The following is a 16,968-nucleotide window of genomic DNA, read 5'->3' on the forward strand; positions in this document are numbered from 1 at the left end:
AAAATTAAGGGGATAAGTACGCCCTTTCGGGCCGCGGGCGAAGCCCTATTGGATAAAATTTTCAACTGAATTTATAATGGGAAAAATTCAAAAAATAAATTGCCCACTTTAACTTGACACAAACATTTTATAAAAATCACTTTAAAAATTTTTATAAACGTGGTAAAATATAAAGCGGATATACTTGTCCAAAACGTTAAGGAGGTGTACATATTATGGCATATAAAATATTAGATACTTGTATAAGTTGTGGAGCATGCGCTTCAGAATGCCCAGTTAATGCTATAAGCCAGGGGGATACTCAGTTCGTTATAGATGCAAATGCTTGTATCGATTGCGGAAACTGTGCTAATGTTTGCCCAGTGGGAGCACCAGTTCAAGAATAATAGAAAAGGCCACTGTGAAAGTGGTCTTTTTTATGAATTAATATATTTATGGAGGGTTATTATGTTAAAATTCTTAAGAAAGAATTTTTCAATTATAGCCCCTGTAGATGGTAGAGTTATAGATTTAGAAAAAGTAGAAGATGGAGTTTTTTCAAAGAAAGTGGCCGGAGAAGGTGTAGCAATAGAACCTACAGGTGATATAGTTGTAGCTCCTGCAGATGGCAGATTGAGCTTATTATTTAATACTAATCATGCCTTTGGTATGATATTAGATAATGGAGTAGAAATTTTAGTTCACATAGGTATAGATACAGTAGGCTTAGACAGCCATGGATTTAAGCCTTTAGTTAAAGAAGGAGACCTTTTAAAAGCTGGAGATCCAGTAATAAAAATAGATAGAAATTTTATTTTAAGCAAAGGGTATTCCTTAATAACTCCAATAATAATAACTAATTCCCAAGATGTTAGAGAAATTACCTGTAATACAAATGTAGATGTAAAAGCAGCTGAAGATGTGATTTTAACCTATATTTTATAAACAAATATACTATTAATAATTATGAAGCAAATAATAGTAAAGATTATTTGTTTCTTTTTTTGTTATATAGATTATAATAAAATTGACATTCTAAGGTAATTAGCTAATAATATTAATGGAAGTTATATTAGAAAGGGAATATTTTTATGTTAGAAAATAAATTAGTTAGAGAAGATGAAACCTTAGACGATTTACAGTTAAAAGAAATTTGTGTAATACAGAAAAAAAGCGGGTTTAGATTTGGAGTAGATGCTGTGCTATTAGCTAACTTCGCTAAAGTAAAGAAAAAAGATTGCATTGTAGATTTATGCAGCGGTACAGGTATAATACCTTTTATAATAGCTGGGAAAAACGAAATAGATCATATAACTGGAATAGAGATACAAAGTGATATGGTGGAAATGAGTAATAGGAGTGTTTTATATAATAATCTTCAAGATAAAATAAACTTTATACATGGAGATTTAAAAAATGAAGAATTATTAAAAGCCATTGAGAAAGTGGATGTAGTAACAGTTAATCCACCATATAAGCTGCAAAATTCAGGTATAATAAATGAGAATAATAAAAATGCCATAGCTAGACATGAGATATGTTGTACATTAGATGATGTAATAAAGGCGTCAAGTATTCTTTTAAAAGATAATGGAAAGCTATTTATGATTCACAGACCTGAGAGAATAGCAGATGTATTATGTACAATGAGAAAGTATAAAATAGAACCTAAATTAATAAGAATGGTTCAGCCCAATATAAATAAGGTACCTAATTTACTACTAATTGAAGGACAAAAAAATGGAGGAAAGTTTTTAAAGTGGCAAAATACCTTATATGTATATGATGAAAATGGGAAATATACAGAAGAAATAAATATGATTTATGGTAAAATGGAGGATAGCCATGACTAATGGAAAACTTTTTGTAGTACCAACACCTATAGGAAATCTAAAGGATATAACTATAAGAGCTTTAGAAGTTTTGAATTCTGTGGATATAATAGCTGCAGAAGATACAAGACAAACTCTAAAACTTACAAATCATTATAATATAAAAAAAACATTGATAAGTTATCATCAACATAATGAACAAGGTAAAAGTGATAACTTAATAGAAATGCTTAAAGAAGGTAAAAATATAGCCTTGGTAAGTGATGCTGGTACACCTGGAATATCAGACCCTGGCAGTGTTATTATTTCAAAATGTATAGAAGAAAATTTAGATTTTGAGGTACTTCCAGGGGCCACTGCTGCTATTACTGCCCTTGTTTATTCAGGTATGGATACTACCAAATTTTTATTTATAGGTTTTCTTCCAAGGGATAATAAAGATAAAAAGGCAGTTATAGAGGAAGTAAAAGATAGAAAAGAAACTTTAATATTTTATGAAGCACCTCATAGATTAATAAATACTTTAGAATTTTTAAAGGAGAATATAGGAATACGTAGAATATCTATATGTAGAGAATTAACAAAACTTCATGAAGAAATCATAAGATTTACAATTGAGGATGCTATAGAACATTATAAAATTAATAATCCAAGGGGAGAATATGTACTTATTGTAGAAGGGAAAAGTGAAAAGGATATAGAACGAGAAAAAGCTTCAAAATGGGAAGGTCTTACTATAGAACAGCATATATTAAAATATATAGATGAAGGCTTAAGCAAAAAGGAAGCTATTAAAAAAACTGCTAAAGATAGAAAGCTATCAAAGTCTGAAGTGTATAAGTATTCTTTGGACATTTAGTATAGATTTTATAGAATATTTAAAAAGTAGATAATATTTTATAATAAATGCACATTTTTACATTGAGATTTTTCATGAAGAGATGTTATAATAAAATAGACATAAAAAATACATAATCTTAAAAAAAAATACAAAATTACTTGCTTTAAAAATTTCAGGGGGTGTTGAGGTGAATAAAAAACTAGTGTCTGTTATTACGGCATTAACAATGGTTACAACATTAAATGCGTCAGTATTAGCAGAACCGCTATCTGAACAGATAAAGATTCAGCAGCAAAAAGTTCAGGATAATACTAAATCATTAAAGGATGTTCAGAAAAAGAGAGAAGATCTAGAGGTAAATATAGAAAAGACGGATAGCCAAATTGAAGGGCTTATGAATAACATAGGAGATACAAAAAAGAAAATTTCAAAAACTCAGGATGATATAAAACTTGTAGAAAAGGATATTGTGAAGGCTGAAAACGATATAAAAGATAAACAAGATTTATTTAATAAAAGAGTTAGAGCAATGTATATAAGTGGTACAGGAAGCTATTTAAATATACTACTAGATTCTAAAGGATTAAGTGATTTAATATCCAACGCAGAGGCAGTTAAAAAGATTATAGAATTAGATAATAAAATAATTGCAGATCTTAACGATAAGAAAGTAGCTATAGAGAGGAAAAAAGAAGTTTTAAATAATGAAAATAATAAGTTATTAGCCCTTAAGGCAGATAATGAAAAAAAATTATCAGAAATAAATAGTAAAAAGCAAGAACAAGATAAATTGATAGCTGAGCTAAATAATCAAGAAAGGATGTATGCTTCAAAAATTGATGAATCACAATCATACATAAATTCAGCTATGTCACAAATTGAAAATGCAAGAAAGTCAGTACCTAAATATACTCCTTCAAGAGGATCTACAACTATATCATCTAATGCTATAGTTGCATATGCATCAAACTTTTTGGGGACACCTTATGAATGGGGAGGAAATGGACCTAGCACCTTTGACTGTTCGGGTTATGTAAAATATGTGTACGGGCATTTTGGAGTGAATTTACCAAGGGTATCAGAAGACCAGCAGAATGTAGGCACAGCAGTATCAAGAGATGGATTACAACCAGGGGATTTAGTTTTCTTTGGATATCCTGCTGCACATCATGTAGGAATATACGTAGGAGATAACTGCTATATTCATGCTCCAAAAACAGGAGATGTAGTTAAAATATCTCCTTTGAATAGATCAGATTTTAGCGGAGGAAGAAGGGTAAGATAAATTCTATATAATTAGATAAATATATTTTCCAACATTTTCATAAGGTGTTGGATTTTTTTTATTTCACTGTTAATTTATAAAATATACTTAGCATAAGCATATGGAAAATAAAAAGACCCACATGAAAACATGTGGGAAACAAAGAATGATATATATTTTAATACTTAATTACTCGCTTTTTAATTCTTTTAAACAATTTTTACAAATGTTTTTACCTTTGTAATTAACAACATCTCTTGCATCTCCGCAGAAAATACAAGCAGGTTCATATTTCTTTAGTATGATTTGTTCTCCATCAACATAAATTTCCAAAGCATCTTTTTCAGCAATATCTAAAGTCCTTCTTAATTCTATTGGGATAACAATTCTACCAAGTTCATCTACTCTTCTTACAACTCCAGTTGATTTCATTATGAAGTTCCTCCTTATAATTTAAATTATTAAATTGCATAATTCGACATATTACTTATAAAACAATACCATAGGTGCCATTAAAAGTCAATATGTAAATTATGAATTATTTTATAATATTACAAATTTCTCATGTAATTCCATCTAATGTAACTATACTACCAATTTATACAAATGTCAATATGCTTTTGAAATAGAAATACATTTTTTTACTAATAGACCAAGCACTTATACACCAAAGCATATAGAGATTTAAAGAAGTATATGGCAAAATATATGCTATTATATAAAGAACAATATATTGGAGTATTATTAAAAAAATAGTAACTTAATGGGACTTATGCGAAAAATATCGAACTATAAAATGTTATATATAAATAAATATAAAAAGTAGTGCATATTAATTTTATAAAATATAAAAATTATTAATGTGATATAATGATTATATAAAAAACCTGAAAGGGGAGATTTATAAATGAAAATATTTATTGATACAGCCAATGTGGAAGAAATCAAAAGGGTAGCAGAATGGGGGATACTAGATGGAGTTACTACTAATCCTTCATTAATTGCAAAGGAAGGAAGAGATTTAAAAGAGGTTGTTGAAGAAATATGCTCTATAGTTGATGGACCTATTAGTGCAGAAGTTATAAGCTTAGAGGCAGAAGGTATGGTAAAAGAAGCAATGGAGCTTTCTAAAATACATAAAAATATAGTAATAAAAATACCTATGTGTGAAGAAGGGCTTAAAGCTGTAAATAGATTAAGTAAGAAGAATATAAAGACCAATGTTACTTTAATATTTTCAGCACAACAGGCATTACTTGCTGCAAAAGCAGGAGCAAGTTTTGTTAGTCCTTTTGTAGGGAGATTGGATGACATAGGAAATGGTGGAATTGAAGTTGTTAGCGATATAGCTGAAATATTTAGTATATACGGAATAGATACTGAGATTATAGCTGCTAGTATAAGAACTCCAATGCATGTATTAGAATGTGCAAAAGTTGGAGCAGATATTGCTACTATACCATATAAGGTATTAACTCAAATGTTGAAACACCCTTTAACAGATATAGGTATAGAAAAATTTTTAGAGGATTATAAAAGCATGAAATAAGATTTAAGATTAATGTATTAATTTAATTAATAAAATATTTCAATTAATTGTAAGTGAAAACATTGTTATAAAGTAAAAATAAATAAACAATTGAAAGAAATCAATTATATCTTGTCTAATTATTCCACAGCTTAGTAGACAAGTTATCAACAGCAAAAATGTGAGTAATGTGAATAATGTTGATAAGTACTTATAATTTAAGCAAATCAAAGACTAATATTCATAATGTTATACACAAAAACTGTGGATAACATTATGAATTAAGTTAATGAGTGTGGACAGATATAATAAATTCAATTTTTTGATGCATAATTGATTAAAATTTGGTTTATTTCATATTGTCGAAAAATAATATTTTCTGTAAACTTAATATATAGAAAAGTCTTAAATAGAGGCTGGTTATTTATAATTTCTATTTGTTAGTCTTATCTCGAATTCATTTATATCAAAATCAGCACTAACATATACTCTATCTAAAGTATATATACCATCACTTTTATCCGACCAGGTGCCGCTTGTAGAAAAAGCCATTTTATAGTTAGCATTTCTAACAGCTAATAGAGTATTTTTATTCCAATCCCCATAAGGATAAGCAATATAATCTATACTTTTATTTAAGAGATTTTCTAAAAATTCTTTTGAATTTTTTAAGGTTTCAAATTGTTTATCATAACCTAATGTAGAAAGCTTCTCGTGATTTACTGTATGGCTTTCAATTTCTACACCATTATTATCTAATTCTATAATTTGATCGGAGGTTAAATAATTTTTTACTTTATCTATATTATTTGTAATTACAAATACCACTGCATTAAAGTGGAATTCTTTTAATATAGGATAGGCATTGTAATAATTGTCTACATAACCATCATCAAAGGTTATTACTACAGATTTTTCTGGTATAGGGTTACCATTGATGAAAAATCCATACAATTCATTTAATGTAAGGGTAGTATAACCTTTTTCTTTAAGTAAAGACATTTGCTGTCTAAATTTTTCTTTTGGTACCCTTAATTCATTTCCTTTTTCATAATCTATTGAATGATACATTAATACAGGAATACCTTTAGTATTATATTTTAAATTAGATCCTGTAAAAGTTCTATTATTAGATCCACTTTCTTTGTTTATAGAAGGTTCCATGTTGTCGTTTACATAGCCATATTTATTATTTTCCTCAGCAATGTTAATTTCTTTGTTGATAACCTGTGTATTATTATTTTTCAAGCTATCTTCTGTAGTATTATTGAGTTTTTTAGAGCATGATGCAAATAAAAAAGAAAATATGAAGATAATAAGGAGTATTTGGTACTTTTTAGCTGGATTGGGTAACATTTTTTTCACCTCTCAATAAAAAGTGATGTACATATTGATTCTTAAGCATTCTCATAAGTTATTTTTTAATATATGGAAGTAATTTGTATGTGTAACAATACACTTATTAACATTGTCCACAATTTAGCTGTGCATAACTTGTGAAATTAATGTTGATTTTTAATATTGTAGAGCTAAATATAAGGAATATAGGTTATTATACATAAATTTTTATTACATATTTTATATAGATTTTACTATATAGAAAAATATTATACACATTATCCACAGAAATGTGGATAATATGTGGACAAACTATAGATTTATGATACAACTTATCATAAATTTCAATAAAGTATTTTTAATAATTATTATATCTAGGTTAAGTATCAAAATTCATAATATTTAAATATAATAAAGTATGTTACTGTATAGCCCATTGATGTAACAATATACTAGTATGATTACCAAAATTATATCATTTTAAATTGATATATGCACTTAAATAATTTTTTTAAGTGCATATTTTTCTAAGTTAATATTATATTTTAAGAATTTTCTTAACAATTTGTATATTTTATGATATTATTATAATATAAAATAAATTGTTAAAGGGTGTGACAAAGATGAAAGATAATGTAATCTATGTTGATTTTTCAAAAATGCACAATAGCAAAAATAGAAATAAAAGTTTCTATAGAAGGATCATAAATAGAGTAAAAGCCATATTTCATTTAAATAAAAGAGTTTCCACACCTAAGAATGTAATCATTTACAGAAAAAATATATCCTAGAATATAAATTGCAGTATATGACAGCGCATAAAGTATAGTAAATAGATAAAGGCACATATATTTTATGTGTCTTTTTTTCTACGCCTTTCCTACTTGATTATCTTAATATATACTTATATAAATATAATATGTTAAAATAGAAGGGAGAATGAATATGAGAATTGGTACAGGATATGATGTTCATAGATTGGTTGAAGGAAAAAACCTTATTATAGGAGGAGTGCATATACCCTATGGAAAAGGACTATTAGGGCACTCTGATGCAGATGTATTGTTGCATGCAATAATGGATAGTTTATTAGGAGCTGCAGCTTTAGGTGATATAGGTAAGCATTTTCCTGATAGTGATGTAAAGTATAAGAACATAAATAGTATGAAGCTTTTAGAAGAAGTAAAGAATTTAATAGGACATAATGGATATAAAATTATAAATGTTGATGCTACAATAATAGCCCAAAATCCTAAAGTCTCCCCATATATTGAAAAAATGAGGGAAAATATAGCTGGAGTACTAGATATATCAATAGATATGATAAATGTAAAAGCTACTACAGAGGAGGGATTAGGATTTACGGGGAAAGGTGAAGGTATAGCTGCCCAAGGCATTTGTCTTATAGACTAATAAGTAAAGGATAGATAACATTTTACCTATCCTTTATCATTGGCTGATATACTTAATAGATCTAATAAGAAAATAAATAAAGGTATTCCTATGAGCAGTCCCCATACTCCCAGAAAGTGTTCAGATATTATAAGAACCAAAAATACAACAAATACAGGTAAATGAGTTTTAGCAGACATAAGTTTTGGATTTAATACATAACTTTCTAATGCATGTAACATGCCTACCATTACAGCTATAGATAATACTTTTGGAAATCCTCCAATATTAAAAGCTATTATGGACAAAGGTATAAAGGACATTATGGCTCCTGCTACAGGTATTAAACCAAATAAAAATACCATTAATCCTAGGCTGAGAAGTTGGGGGAAATTCAATATACTTAAGGTTATTACAGATAATGTAGTATTTATAATAGAAATTAAAATCTGAGCTTGAATTACCTTTCCAAAAGAGTTTAGGAAGTTTATACCGAAGTACTTGGTGTATTCATAAAAACCCTTTAGTTTGCTATCTTTAAATCTATCTAAAAATTTACCTATTTCCTTTTTCTCCAGCATAAAAAAAGTACTTAAAACAAAAGCTATTACAATATTAAATCCCCATTTTCCTATATTGGTAGCAAATTTTATTAAAAAATTAGTACTGCTTTTTAAGTAAGCATCAATATTTATTTGCTTAAATATAGGCGTTAGGTATTGTTCTATATTATATTTTTTAGTATTAGTTTTAAATTCACTGAATTCTTTTAAAATATCTACACTTTGATTTATTATTATAGGCACATACTTATAGATAAATAAAGAAAATGCTGTAAGCAAAAATAAATATAATAGTATAGTAACAAATTTTTCATTAATATGAATGTGATTATTTATTTTCATTACTATAAAATGCTGAAGGCTATATATAAGATAAGTTAATAAAAATGTTAATAATATTAAGTCTAGAAAATCTCTTAATAAGTAAAAAAACAAAACTATTGTTAGAAATACTAAAATCCTTTTTGTAAAGTCCTTTTTCATTAATCCTTTTAACGCTTCCATAGTGATTTTTCTCCTCTGTATATAAAATTGTATATAATTATAATTTGGATGCTTCTTCAGTTTTTACGGAGTTTTCCACCAACTTATTTATTTTATTCATTTCATCTTCCGTAATGTATCGCCATTTGCCTAGAGGGATATTTGAAAGGGTTACATTCATAATTCGTATTCTTCTTAGCTTAATAACTTTATAGCCTAGGGCTTCACTCATACGCCTAATTTGTCTATTTAGCCCTTGGGTAAGTATAATTCTAAACATATATTTACCTTCTTTGTACACTTTACAAGGATTTGTTACTGTATTAAGTATTTTCACACCAGAAGACATTTTTTTTATGAATTCATTTGTTATAGGTTTATTAACAGTCACTATATATTCTTTTTCATGGTTATTTCCTGCCCTTAAAATTTTATTTACTATGTCTCCATCATTTGTAAGAAATATTAAACCTTCAGAATCCTTATCCAGCCTTCCTATAGGAAATATTCTTTTAGGATAATTAACAAAGTCAATAATATTATCCTTTACTTTTCTTTCAGTAGTACAGGTTATCCCTGCAGGTTTATTTAATGCTATGTATACTAATTTAGGCCTTTTACTTATAATTTTACCATTTAATTTAACCTCATCTTTGGGATATACCTTTGATCCAGTAAGAGCAACTTCACCATTTATTGTGACTTTTCCATCAGCTATAAGTTTATCAGCTTCTCTTCTAGAGCAAATACCTTTTTCACTAATAAATTTATTTATTCTTATTTGATTTTTATCATTATGTTGCATATTATCATTCATATAGTAATAAAACCTCATTTCCGGCTAAGGTTAGTTTTTATCATGACCTATACCATTATCTTTAATGGATATTATTATACCATATTTAATTTATAAGTACCTTCTTGAAGTTTAGATAATTCTAATATATCTATTACTAATAAATTAATCTTTATGGTAAAAATGTAGAATATTTCGTATAATTATTATATAGAATATTTTTGCATAGGGGGGTAAGTTTTGATGAAAATCTTAAGAGATATTATATTAACATTAACATTTACAAGTATGATATTTACAGGCAGGGTATTTGCTGCGGACAGTTCTATTAAAGAATTAGAAACAAAAACAAATATTTCTATGGATAAAAAGTGGACAATTAAATTTAACTTTAGCTTAAATAAGGAAACCATTAATAATGATAATGTAACTGTAACAGATTCAAAAGGAAATAAAATAAACACTTGTATAATGCCTGGAGGGACTGATGATAGCGTTATAGTAATTCCAAAAACAGAAGGATATATTCCAGCTAACACTTATTACTTGAATTTAGGTACAGGAGTTCAATCCTTGGGAGGAAAGAATTTAGTACAACCCGCTAGAATGAAGTTTACAATAGTAGATAGATATTCAGATATGTCAAATTATGAAAATCTTCCTAAGATCACAGGAGTAAAAATGCAATATGAGCCAATATTGCCTAATCAAAATCAAACTTTTTATTTAAATTCTTCTGTAGACTCTCCAGTGCAATATAGGATATATGTTAGTAAATATACATATAAGACCGATAACTATGCACCTTATGAAGAGATAACTAATGGATATACATATGCTGCCAATGGTAAGATAGCTTCTAATAAACTATTCGATGCAGGGGAAGATGGAGAAAAGTATAAGGTTTTAATATATGTGAAAAGAGCTAATATAAAAGGGGCATATTCGGATGACAATACAGATTTTGATAATTATTATATAGATTACTTTAGATGTGTTAAAGATATAAGTAATGAAGGTGTAACCAAAGTAAATTATGATAAAAGTTTAGAGGATGTTTTAAGTAACCAAGCAAAACCGGGGGTCTCAGTAACAGATGAAGGGCCTTCTTCTTGGGTAGGAGCAAGTAATAATCAAATTAGATATTATTTAAATCCTAATAATTTTACAGACGATGATGGTAAATATATATTTTTAAAGTTAAATTATGTGGATGACAGCATAACAGAGGAGGATGTAAATAATATACTTAAAGGCAAGGGTATATTGGAAAACACAGGTAAGGCATTTTTGGAAGCAGGTAAAGAAAATAATATAAGTTCAGTGTATTTAGTTTCTCATGTTTTGCATGAAACTGGAAATGGGACTTCTAAACTTGCTAATGGTATTGAAGTGGACGGGCCTCAAGGTAAAAAGATAGTTTATAATATGTATGGAGTTAAGGCTTACGATTCAGATCCAGAAAAATACGGTTCAGAATATGCCTATAATGAAGGATGGTTTACTCCAGAAGCTGCCATAATAGGTGGAGCTAAATATATAGCAGAAAAATATATCAATAATCCTACAGAAAAAAGGGATACTTTATATAAAATGAAATGGAATCCAGTTGCACCCGGTACCTATCAATACGCAGCAGATATAGGCTGGGCATATAAACAAGTGAAAAATATTAAAGCTTTACTTGACCAATGTAAAAATCCCACTTTAATATTTGAAGTACCTAAGTATAAAGAATAATATAAATGGCTTATCCTTATAAGGATAAGCCAATATTTTTAATTAAGAGCATTTTTTAATTTTTTTTTGTCTTTCTCATCTACAAAAGGTGCATAGAATTCAAATGTCTTTTCGTGACCACAGTGTGAACACACACAGCTGCATACATCATAAGGTATTCCATCTATAAGATCTATTTGTAAATTATCTGCAAAATACTCTCCCCCACAAACCTCACAAGGGGTACTATTTATAATATTATATTCACTTTCAATATATTTCATTATCTCCTTTATGGTCATAGGAATCCTCCAATACAACAAATTTATATACATCATACATGGTAACACTATTAAAAATTAATTGCAATACAAAGGCGGCATTGTACATATACATTAAATGAGTAATAATTACAAGGTTTATAAATATTTAGCAGGAGGGGTAAATGATAAATTATATTTGGTTTTGTATCTTAAGTTTTGGCATTATTATAGGATTAGCTACTGGAAGGGGAGACATTATCTCTAAAGCCATACTAACTTCCGCCAATTCTACTGTTGAATTAACAATTAAGCTTTTAGGGACAATGTGTCTATGGTGTGGAGTTATGAAAATAGCTGAAAAAAGCGGTTTGACTGATAAAATAGCTAAGGTGCTGAAGCCTGTCTTAAGATTAATATTTAAAAAAGAAGGTAGAGATGAGGAGGCTTTAGGGGCCATAGTTATGAATATTACAGCTAATATGATGGGATTATCTAATGCGGCCACACCCTTTGGAATTAAAGCTATGGAAAATATGCAAAAGCTAAATAGTAATAAAGACACTTCTACCAATGATATGGCCTTATTCTTAGTATTAAATGGTGCCTGCATACAATTTATACCTACAACTGTAATATCCATAAGAGCAGCCTCAGGATCTAATAGCCCAGCAGAGATAATATTACCTGCTATATTAACTACAGGAACTGCTGCATTAGTTGGGGTTATAAGCTGTAAAATATTACAGAAGTATTCTTAGCAGGAGGAATGTGTCAATTACACCCCACTTTAGAAATGGGGGCTTGTAACTCTACTACACATGGTACTAACGATACAAAATATCTCCCATCTCAAACGTAGGTTACGATACGGTGATTGACACCACCGCAACATGGCAAGTTTACTCGCTATGCTCTTTGGAGTTACTTTCAATATATTCAAGACCTTTTCTCCAAAGATTTATTGCTCCAATTCTATCATCATTAGATTGATAGTTGCAATTTTTACATTTAAAGATATGTTTTTTCTTATCTCTGTTTGCTTTTTCAGTATGTCCGCATTTAGGGCAAGTTTGACTTGTATATTTAGGATTAACTACTATAAGTATAGAGTTATTCATCTGAGCCTTATATTCAAGTAGTTGCTTAAATTGATAGAAAGACCAAGATACAGAAACATATCTATTATTTATATTTACTTTTTCAGTAGCAGTTCTAACGTTAGTTAAATCTTCAAGAACAAACAATGTATTTGCTCCATACTTATCAACGAGTGCCTTTGTAATGGTATGGTTAATATCATTAACATAACGGTTTTCTCTTGAACCAATAGATTTAATTCTACGTTTTGCCGATTTACTGCCACATTCTTGTAGCTGTTTTCTTAAAACTTTATAATGACCTCTTTTAGCTTTTATATGCCTACCATTGTAAAAAGTGGTTTTGCCATAACTGTCATAGGTAGTTGCTAAAAAGTTGATGCCAAGGTCGATACCTACAATTTTATTGATTTCAAAAGGTGTAGTTTGAGGATAATCTTTAGTCATTGGTATGTGTAAAAAATATTTATTATGTTTATATACTAATTTAGCAGTACCAAAGCTATAAGAACCATCAAAATATTTTTCCATACCTTTAGTTTCATAAGGTATTTTAAGTCTACCGTGTAGGCTATTAATAGAGAATATATTTTTAGTTAAAGAATAATCTCTATTCCAAACAAGGTCATATTCTAAATTTTTAAACTGCACTAAATTAAAATCATGTCCATTGGACTTGTTAGTTTTATATTTAGCAATAGCAGTTTTTATACAACTTTGAGCCATTTGAGATTTTAAATTATAAGTTTCTCTTAAATAATAATAAGTATCAGTATTTATCTTACTTTGATTTAAGCAATTATTATCAAAGATATATTTAGATATATAATTTAATGCTTTTCTTATTTGGAACATTGTATTATTTAAAATTTCTATTTGCTCATGAGTAGGATATATTTGTATTTTAGATGTTATAGTGATTTTTATAATATCAACTCCTTTTCACTAATTAATATAGTTATATCATATTAGTGAAGGTATTACAATAAGAAAGCGAGGTGTATAAGTGGCAAGTTATGGAGTTGCCTGTCGGCAAGTGGCAATTTCTCCCCCACTTATAGAAGTTGGAGTATCCTTGCCACGATTGGATGAATATAGGGAACATAATAATACCAGTGATAATTATTTTAATAATAACATATGGCATGTTGAAAGGTGTTAAAGTATATGAGTGTTTCATAGAGGGAGCTAAAGATGGTGTAACTATATGCTTTAAGATTTTTCCATATTTATTAGCCATGATACTTGCAGTCACTGTACTTAGGGAATCTAAGGCATTAGATTATATAATAAGCTTAGTAAATCCTATAGTAAAATATATAGGATTGCCAGGTGAGGTAGTACCCCTTGCATTAATAAAGCCGCTATCTGGCAGTGGTGCACTAGGTGTGTTTACGGATATAATAAATAACTATGGGGCAGACAGCTATGTCGGAAGAATAGCATCTACAATAATGGGATCTACAGAAACAATATTCTATACTCTCACAGTTTATTTTGGAGCAGTAGGCATAAAAAAGATTAGACATACTCTTTGGGCAGCTATAATTGCAGATTTAACAGCAATAGTTATGGCAGTTATAGTAGTGACCTTTATCTTTTACTAATAATATAATATGAAATTAAAACCCTATGGATTTTATTATAAACATAGGGCCATTTTTTAATGTAGTTTTGTGAACTATTCTGTCATCTGTACTTTATTATCTGATTTTAAAATAAGCTGATTAAATCTTTTTTTAAATAAAATAACCATAATTATTGCATCTATAATCCATTGAATAGATGTAATCCACCAAACATAAGTGACTGATGCCTTTAATAAATATATAAAATATATCATAAGTGGAAGTCTAATAAGCCAGCTGGAAATTAATGATACTATAAAAGGAGTTTTGGTGTCTCCAGCACCTTTTAAGGAGCCGCCAAGTATCATAGAAATAGCCATTGGGGTTTGCTCTAGTGAAGCTATTGTAAGGCATATGGTACCTAAATTTATTACATCTGTTTCTGATTTGTTTATAAAAAGTGAAATAAGAAATTTAGGGAACAATAGGAATGTTAAACCACAAAGCATCATTATAATAGTGCCTAAAACAGTACAAACATATGCGTAGTGTTTGGCTTCATGTATTTTGTTTTCACCGATTTTATGACCAACTAAAGTAGTTGCTGCAATTGCAAAACCAGAACCAGGCATAAATGAAATTGATTCTATTGTAGTGGTTATTTGATTTGCAGCAAAGGCTACTCCACCAATGTACATAATCATTACAGTGCCTAATAGTCGTGTTAAGTTAAAGGCTGCCTCTTGGAGGGAGGAAGGTATAGACAGTTTAAGTAATCTCTTTAATTTACTCATTTTTAAATTTTGAATATATTTAAATCTAGGTTTTATTTCTGAGAATTTTATTGTATAAAAAACTATAAAAGTAAATCCACTTATATGAGATATGGCAGTGGCTATAGCAGCTCCTTTTATACCCAATTCAGGGAAACCAAATTTTCCGAAAATCAGTGCCCAATCTAAAAATATATTTACTATATTTATTATAATTGATGCAACAAGGGGTATCTTAGTATTTTTTGAACCCCTTAATATAGAATTTAGGATATTCATTAACATATTAAAAAACAACCCAATAGAGGTTATTTTCATATAGATTATTCCCTGTGATAAAATCTTTGATCTAGCACCAGCATAGTATAAAATTTTAGGAGCAAAAATAAAAGCATTAAAGCATATTAAAAAAGACAAAATGGAGCCATTTAGTAATCCTAAAGTTGCATATTCTTCGGCGCTATGCCTTTCATTAGCTCCTAATTTTCTAGAAATTAAGGAAACAGTTCCAACGGAAATTCCATAGGCAATAAAAATATTACTTAAGGTATACATTATCTCTGAGCTAAGACCTACGGTACTTACGGCAACTTGTCCACCATATTGACCAACCATCATTGTATCTAAAACCCATATCATCATATATAGAATCATTTCACCTACAGCTGGTAAGGCCAAAGATAATACTTCTTTTATAATCCCCCTATTAAACATAAAGTCATCCCCTTTAAACTTTCACTGTTACAAATATTATAAGTAGAGTAAAATATAGATATGAATATTATAATATAAAATTTCAATTTGAGGTGACAAAATTGTTAAAGTGGAAGGAACTTTATAATGAATGTTTAAATTGTAATAAGTGTTCACTTAAATACAGCAGTAACAATATGGTATTTGGAGATGGAAATCCTAGGTCTAAGATTATGTTTATAGGGGAAGCTCCAGGAGCTGACGAGGATAGGCTTGGGAAACCTTTTGTTGGAAGGGCAGGACAATTGCTTACCAAAGGATTAACTACATTAGATTTAATAAGGGAAAGAGATTATTATATATGCAATATATGTAAATGCAGACCTGAAAACAATAGAACTCCTAGGGAAGAAGAAGCAGAAGCCTGCTTACCCTATTTAAGAAATCAAACAGCTTTAATAAAACCCAAAGTTATTGTATGTTTAGGATCTACTGCCATGAAATATATACTTGGTGCAGACTGGAGAATAACCAGAGATAGAGGAAAATGGGTGGAAAGAAAAGGGTGTTATATAATGGCAACCTTTCACCCAGCAGCTCTTTTTAGAGATGAGAGTAAGAAAGTACTATTTTGGGAGGACTTAAAAAGCGTTAAAGGAAAGCTTGATGAATTAAAAAAAGATTCATAGTATATTTAAATTGAATTGAGGAAATAATATTTGAAATAAAGTAGTTGACAGTAAAATTTATATATATTATCATTAAATTTGAAGTGCAATGATGGGAAGAGTAGTAAATGGAACTGTTTAAAAGAGAACTGGGATAGGTGAAAGCCAGTA

20 protein-coding genes and 1 other annotated feature (1 of these 21 only partly in view) are annotated in these 16,968 nt (G+C 28.9%); of the genes, 13 read left to right on the forward strand and 7 right to left on the reverse strand.

Annotated features, from left to right (window positions below):
- The first annotated feature begins 215 nt into the window (after positions 1-215).
- The 5 genes from CLLI_RS00020 to CLLI_RS00040 all read left to right on the forward strand — a co-directional run bounded on the left by CLLI_RS00020 (position 216) and on the right by CLLI_RS00040 (position 3,937).
- Entirely contained in the window at positions 216-386 is a 171-nt protein-coding gene (locus CLLI_RS00020) for a DUF362 domain-containing protein (protein WP_106062241.1), read from the forward strand.
- A gap of 61 nt (positions 387-447) precedes the next feature.
- Positions 448-924: a PTS sugar transporter subunit IIA gene (locus tag CLLI_RS00025; protein WP_106062242.1), complete on the forward strand. Its 477-nt coding sequence runs from the start codon at positions 448-450 to the stop codon at positions 922-924.
- A gap of 146 nt (positions 925-1,070) precedes the next feature.
- The gene (locus CLLI_RS00030; RefSeq protein WP_106062243.1) at positions 1,071-1,832 is read left to right on the forward strand and encodes a tRNA1(Val) (adenine(37)-N6)-methyltransferase; all 762 of its coding nucleotides are present in this window, start codon (positions 1,071-1,073) and stop codon (positions 1,830-1,832) included.
- On the forward strand, positions 1,825-2,670 hold the full coding sequence (gene rsmI / locus CLLI_RS00035) for a 16S rRNA (cytidine(1402)-2'-O)-methyltransferase (RefSeq protein ID WP_106062244.1): 846 nt from the start codon (positions 1,825-1,827) through the stop codon (positions 2,668-2,670). Before CLLI_RS00030 ends, rsmI begins: the two co-directional genes overlap by 8 nt.
- Positions 2,671-2,839: 169 nt before the next feature.
- The gene (locus CLLI_RS00040) at positions 2,840-3,937 is read left to right on the forward strand and encodes a C40 family peptidase (RefSeq protein WP_106062245.1); all 1,098 of its coding nucleotides are present in this window, start codon (positions 2,840-2,842) and stop codon (positions 3,935-3,937) included.
- Between the two features lie 168 nt (positions 3,938-4,105).
- On the opposite strand, the gene CLLI_RS00045 is transcribed toward CLLI_RS00040, so the two are convergent.
- Positions 4,106-4,348, reverse strand: coding sequence for an AbrB/MazE/SpoVT family DNA-binding domain-containing protein (locus CLLI_RS00045; RefSeq protein WP_106062246.1), 243 nt, complete (start codon positions 4,346-4,348; stop codon positions 4,106-4,108).
- A gap of 475 nt (positions 4,349-4,823) precedes the next feature.
- Here CLLI_RS00045 and fsa point away from each other — a divergent pair, with 475 nt between their 5' ends.
- Positions 4,824-5,465 (forward strand): fructose-6-phosphate aldolase, encoded by a 642-nt coding sequence (fsa, locus tag CLLI_RS00050; RefSeq protein WP_106062247.1) that lies wholly within the window; start codon positions 4,824-4,826, stop codon positions 5,463-5,465.
- Positions 5,466-5,864: 399 nt separating this feature from the next.
- On the opposite strand, the gene CLLI_RS00055 is transcribed toward fsa, so the two are convergent.
- A complete protein-coding gene (locus tag CLLI_RS00055; RefSeq protein ID WP_106062248.1) occupies positions 5,865-6,800 on the reverse strand; it encodes a polysaccharide deacetylase family protein in 936 nt (311 codons plus the stop codon).
- Positions 6,801-7,405: 605 nt separating this feature from the next.
- On the opposite strand from CLLI_RS00055, the gene CLLI_RS14380 reads away from it, so the two are divergent.
- Together CLLI_RS14380 and ispF are read left to right on the forward strand one after the other, a co-directional pair.
- Positions 7,406-7,573 carry a hypothetical protein gene (locus tag CLLI_RS14380; protein ID WP_170063608.1) on the forward strand — a complete coding sequence of 56 codons (168 nt, stop codon included), beginning with the start codon at positions 7,406-7,408 and terminating at the stop codon, positions 7,571-7,573.
- Positions 7,574-7,727: 154 nt separating this feature from the next.
- The gene (gene ispF, locus CLLI_RS00060) at positions 7,728-8,195 is read left to right on the forward strand and encodes a 2-C-methyl-D-erythritol 2,4-cyclodiphosphate synthase (protein ID WP_106062249.1); all 468 of its coding nucleotides are present in this window, start codon (positions 7,728-7,730) and stop codon (positions 8,193-8,195) included.
- Between the two features lie 26 nt (positions 8,196-8,221).
- Here the strand turns inward: ispF and CLLI_RS00065 are convergent, their stop codons facing one another.
- Together CLLI_RS00065 and rluF are read right to left on the reverse strand one after the other, a co-directional pair.
- Positions 8,222-9,241, reverse strand: coding sequence for an AI-2E family transporter (locus tag CLLI_RS00065; protein WP_106062250.1), 1,020 nt, complete (start codon positions 9,239-9,241; stop codon positions 8,222-8,224).
- A 37-nt stretch (positions 9,242-9,278) separates the two neighbouring features.
- Positions 9,279-10,037, reverse strand: coding sequence for a 23S rRNA pseudouridine(2604) synthase RluF (rluF, locus tag CLLI_RS00070; protein WP_106062251.1), 759 nt, complete (start codon positions 10,035-10,037; stop codon positions 9,279-9,281).
- A 222-nt stretch (positions 10,038-10,259) separates the two neighbouring features.
- Between rluF and CLLI_RS00075 the strand changes: the two genes are divergently transcribed.
- The gene (locus CLLI_RS00075) at positions 10,260-11,756 is read left to right on the forward strand and encodes an N-acetylglucosaminidase (RefSeq protein WP_106062252.1); all 1,497 of its coding nucleotides are present in this window, start codon (positions 10,260-10,262) and stop codon (positions 11,754-11,756) included.
- A gap of 38 nt (positions 11,757-11,794) precedes the next feature.
- On the opposite strand, the gene CLLI_RS00080 is transcribed toward CLLI_RS00075, so the two are convergent.
- A complete protein-coding gene (locus tag CLLI_RS00080; RefSeq protein WP_106062253.1) occupies positions 11,795-12,037 on the reverse strand; it encodes a metal-binding protein in 243 nt (80 codons plus the stop codon).
- A gap of 143 nt (positions 12,038-12,180) precedes the next feature.
- On the opposite strand from CLLI_RS00080, the gene CLLI_RS00085 reads away from it, so the two are divergent.
- On the forward strand, positions 12,181-12,756 hold the full coding sequence (locus tag CLLI_RS00085; RefSeq protein ID WP_106062254.1) for a nucleoside recognition domain-containing protein: 576 nt from the start codon (positions 12,181-12,183) through the stop codon (positions 12,754-12,756).
- A gap of 141 nt (positions 12,757-12,897) precedes the next feature.
- Here the strand turns inward: CLLI_RS00085 and CLLI_RS00090 are convergent, their stop codons facing one another.
- Positions 12,898-13,950, reverse strand: a complete 1,053-nt coding sequence (locus CLLI_RS00090; protein WP_423236785.1) for an RNA-guided endonuclease InsQ/TnpB family protein — start codon at positions 13,948-13,950, stop codon at positions 12,898-12,900.
- 151 nt (positions 13,951-14,101) lie between these two features.
- Between CLLI_RS00090 and CLLI_RS14385 the strand changes: the two genes are divergently transcribed.
- A complete protein-coding gene (locus CLLI_RS14385; RefSeq protein WP_170063607.1) occupies positions 14,102-14,257 on the forward strand; it encodes a hypothetical protein in 156 nt (51 codons plus the stop codon).
- Positions 14,184-14,702 (forward strand): spore maturation protein, encoded by a 519-nt coding sequence (locus CLLI_RS00095; RefSeq protein WP_106062255.1) that lies wholly within the window; start codon positions 14,184-14,186, stop codon positions 14,700-14,702. The genes CLLI_RS14385 and CLLI_RS00095 overlap by 74 nt, the downstream gene beginning before the upstream one ends.
- A 74-nt stretch (positions 14,703-14,776) precedes the next feature.
- Here the strand turns inward: CLLI_RS00095 and CLLI_RS00100 are convergent, their stop codons facing one another.
- Entirely contained in the window at positions 14,777-16,150 is a 1,374-nt protein-coding gene (locus CLLI_RS00100) for an MATE family efflux transporter (RefSeq protein WP_106062256.1), read from the reverse strand.
- Positions 16,151-16,251: 101 nt separating this feature from the next.
- On the opposite strand from CLLI_RS00100, the gene CLLI_RS00105 reads away from it, so the two are divergent.
- Entirely contained in the window at positions 16,252-16,818 is a 567-nt protein-coding gene (locus CLLI_RS00105; protein WP_106062257.1) for a uracil-DNA glycosylase, read from the forward strand.
- Between the two features lie 79 nt (positions 16,819-16,897).
- Positions 16,898-16,968 (forward strand) — a binding site (T-box leader); it runs 167 nt beyond the window's last position.

It is taken from the genome of Clostridium liquoris (assembly GCF_002995785.1).
In the GTDB taxonomy this organism is placed as follows: Bacteria; Bacillota; Clostridia; order Clostridiales; family Clostridiaceae; genus Clostridium_AO; species Clostridium_AO liquoris.